The organism is Promineifilum sp. (SeqCode) (genome assembly GCF_041918635.1).
GTDB lineage: Bacteria > Chloroflexota > Anaerolineae > Promineifilales > Promineifilaceae > Promineifilum.
Window position 1 is genome coordinate 1 of sequence record NZ_JAYRVJ010000234.1, and the last position, 2,456, is coordinate 2,456.

At 62.1% G+C, this 2,456-nt stretch carries 4 protein-coding genes; 2 read left to right on the forward strand and 2 right to left on the reverse strand.

Annotated features, from left to right (window positions below; genetic code table 11):
- The coding region (locus ACE3UY_RS08015) for a DnaJ domain-containing protein (protein WP_374687024.1) at positions 1–84 on the reverse strand (84 nt) is incomplete at its 3' end.
- Between the two features lie 208 nt (positions 85–292).
- Positions 293–973, reverse strand: a complete 681-nt coding sequence (locus ACE3UY_RS08020) for an Hsp20 family protein (RefSeq protein ID WP_374687021.1) — start codon at positions 971–973, stop codon at positions 293–295.
- Positions 974–1,267: 294 nt separating this feature from the next.
- Here ACE3UY_RS08020 and trxA point away from each other — a divergent pair, with 294 nt between their 5' ends.
- Together trxA and ACE3UY_RS08030 are read left to right on the forward strand one after the other, a co-directional pair.
- Positions 1,268–1,984, forward strand: coding sequence for a thioredoxin (gene trxA, locus ACE3UY_RS08025; RefSeq protein WP_374687022.1), 717 nt, complete (start codon positions 1,268–1,270; stop codon positions 1,982–1,984).
- 73 nt (positions 1,985–2,057) lie between these two features.
- Complete coding sequence (locus ACE3UY_RS08030; RefSeq protein ID WP_374687023.1) at positions 2,058–2,345, forward strand: Dabb family protein; 288 nt, start codon at positions 2,058–2,060, stop codon at positions 2,343–2,345.
- Positions 2,346–2,456 lie beyond the last annotated feature (111 nt).

Consider the following 2,456-nt stretch of genomic DNA (forward strand, 5'->3'; position numbering starts at 1 on the left):
CAGCTTGCGATATGCTTTTTTGATGTCATCGGCGCTGGCGTTCTTTTTGACGCCCAGCGTCTTGTAATAATCCTTGTATTCCATAATCAGACTTGAATCTCTCTCGTGCTCGGCCGCGGACACGCTGAATAAGCCTATTCGTCCACTGTGCCCTATTATGCTACCACGAAGTCAGAAATGGGTAAGAAGGATGTTAGAGGAAGCTAGGCGCTAGACCATGTGAAAGAGGCAGCCACCAGGCTGCCTCTTATCGTTCGCTATCTGTTCGGCGTTTTAGGCCAGATACTAGGCGTTACGACTGGCCGCGCTGTCCTTCCGTCCAACCGGCGCTGCGCGGGGTCTTCTCGTCCCAGGTCTCGCTCTGGCCTTCCGTCCAGCCGCCGCTGTGAGGCTCGCCCTGCTCCCAGCCCTCGGTGCTTTGCCCCTCAGTCCAGCCTATGCCCTCGCGCTGGCTCTCCGTCTGGGGTACATCGGTGGTGGCTTGCCCTTCCGGCCAGCCCGCGCTGCTGGCGGGGCGGTTGCCGGTCGGTGTGGCGCCCGCCTGGCCGCTGGCGGCCACCGTCCCGGCCGTCTGCCCCTCAACCACACGGCGGCCGCTGCCGCCGCCGATGTTGATACGCCGCGGCCGGGCCGTCTCCACTTTGGGCAGGCGCAACGTCAGCACGCCGTTCTCGCACGACGCCTCGGCGCGCTCCGAGTCCACAGCCATTGGGAAGCTGATGCTGCGGGTGAAGCTGCCGCCGCGCCGCTCGCGTACGACCCAGCGGTCGCCCGTGTCTTCGCTCTCATGCTTCATCTCGCCGCGAATGGTCAGGACGTTGTCGGTCAGGGAGATGTCCAGGTCATCGGGGTTGATGCCGGGGATCGACGCGCGGACGACGTAGTTGTTCTCGTTCTCGGCCACATCGAGAGGGAGGCCCCAATTCTGCTCGCGGTCCATCCCGCGGCGGCCGAAAAAGGGCTCGTCAAACATGCGATCCATCTCTTCAAACAAGTCGCGGTCCCACGCGCGCGCGGGGAGCCAACGATTTCTACTAGCCATGCGTACACCTCCGAGTGCTTATTCAGTTTGTTGCGTCTAATAAGGCGCGGTAGACACGGATTGGGGTGTTGGGCGCAACGCAGGGCTTCCGAAGATCGCCCACCGCATACGCCTTAAGGTAGAATGGGGACGTAAGAATGGTGTTAGATGTATGTATGTAGCCGATAAGAACAGCGCGCGGCAGCCGAAGTGCTCTGGCTTTGACCCGCCGCCTCGGGAGGACGTATGAGTGCAATCATCGATGTCAATGAGTTGAGTTTTGAGAGGGATGTGCTGCAACACTCGGCCGAGGAGTTGGTCGTCGTGGACTTTTGGGCGCCGTGGTGTGGGCCGTGCCGGATGCTCAGCCCGGTGCTGGAGCGGCTGGCGGCCGAACCGGACAGCGGCTTTGTGCTGGCGAAGATCAATAGCGACGAAAACCCTGACCTCGCCCGGCGCTACCACGTGCGCGGCATCCCCAACGTGAAGGCATTCCGCGACGGGCGCGTCGTAGACGAGTTCGTCGGCGCGCTGCCGGAGCCGGCCGTGCGCCAGTTCATCCGGAAGAACGTCGGCGACCGTCCAGCACAACAGCGCTCGCCCGAGCCGCCCCAGGACCCGGCTACCCGCCTGCGGCAGGCGCGCGAGCTGCTGAGCCGGGGCGATGGCTGCGCCGCCGAGCGGCTGTTACAAGGTCTCGGTGGTAGCGAAGCCAGCCGGCTGCTGCCACTGGCTGGCTATCTGTGCCACGCGCCCCAGAGTGGGGCGACGGCGGAGCACCATCACGCCGCGCTCGCCGCCTGGTCGCGCAAGGAACCGTCGGCGGCGTTGTATAGCCTGTTGGCTGCCTATAATCAGGAAACCGGCGACGCCCGCGCCCGCACTCGCGCGGTCATGGAAGCGATCTTTGAGTTACTGGGCGAGAGCAATACGGTCACCCGCCAGTACAAATCCTATCTATAGCAACAAAGGTAAGTAAAAAACCTCAGGTACAATTATGTGGCGTCGCTATACTCGCGCGCCATTGGGTGAAACGATGTTGACACACGTTGTCCTTTTCAAGTTTAAGGATCGCAGTCCGGGGAGCGTGGCGCAAGCGCGCGCCCGGCTCGATACGCTCGCCGGCAACATTCCCACGCTGTTAGCTATCGAAGTGGGCGAGGACGTTCTCCACTCCGGGCGATCCTACGATCTGGCGCTCATCGCTCGTTTCGACGACCTGGCCGGTCTGGATGCGTACCAGACCCACCCGGTGCACGCGCCGGTGTTGGCCTACATGCGCGAGGCGGCCGAAACTATCGTCGCGGTGGATTTCATCACCTGATGCCATTGGGTCGGAATTTTCACCGCTTCTTTTCGGCGCGAGCGGTGTTATTTGTGTAACCTGTAGTGACCTTTAAAAACCGAGAGGCATGACAATGATGAAGCGGCCCTG

Excerpts from the sequence above, each read along its gene's own strand:
- ACE3UY_RS08020 (WP_374687021.1), bottom strand. The coding sequence starts at position 973 with ATGTTTGACGAGCCCTTTTTCGGCCGCCGCGGGATGGACCGCGAGCAG.
- trxA (WP_374687022.1), top strand. The coding sequence starts at position 1,268 with ATGAGTGCAATCATCGATGTCAATGAGTTGAGTTTTGAGAGGGATGTG.
- ACE3UY_RS08030 (WP_374687023.1), top strand. The coding sequence starts at position 2,058 with ATGTTGACACACGTTGTCCTTTTCAAGTTTAAGGATCGCAGTCCGGGG.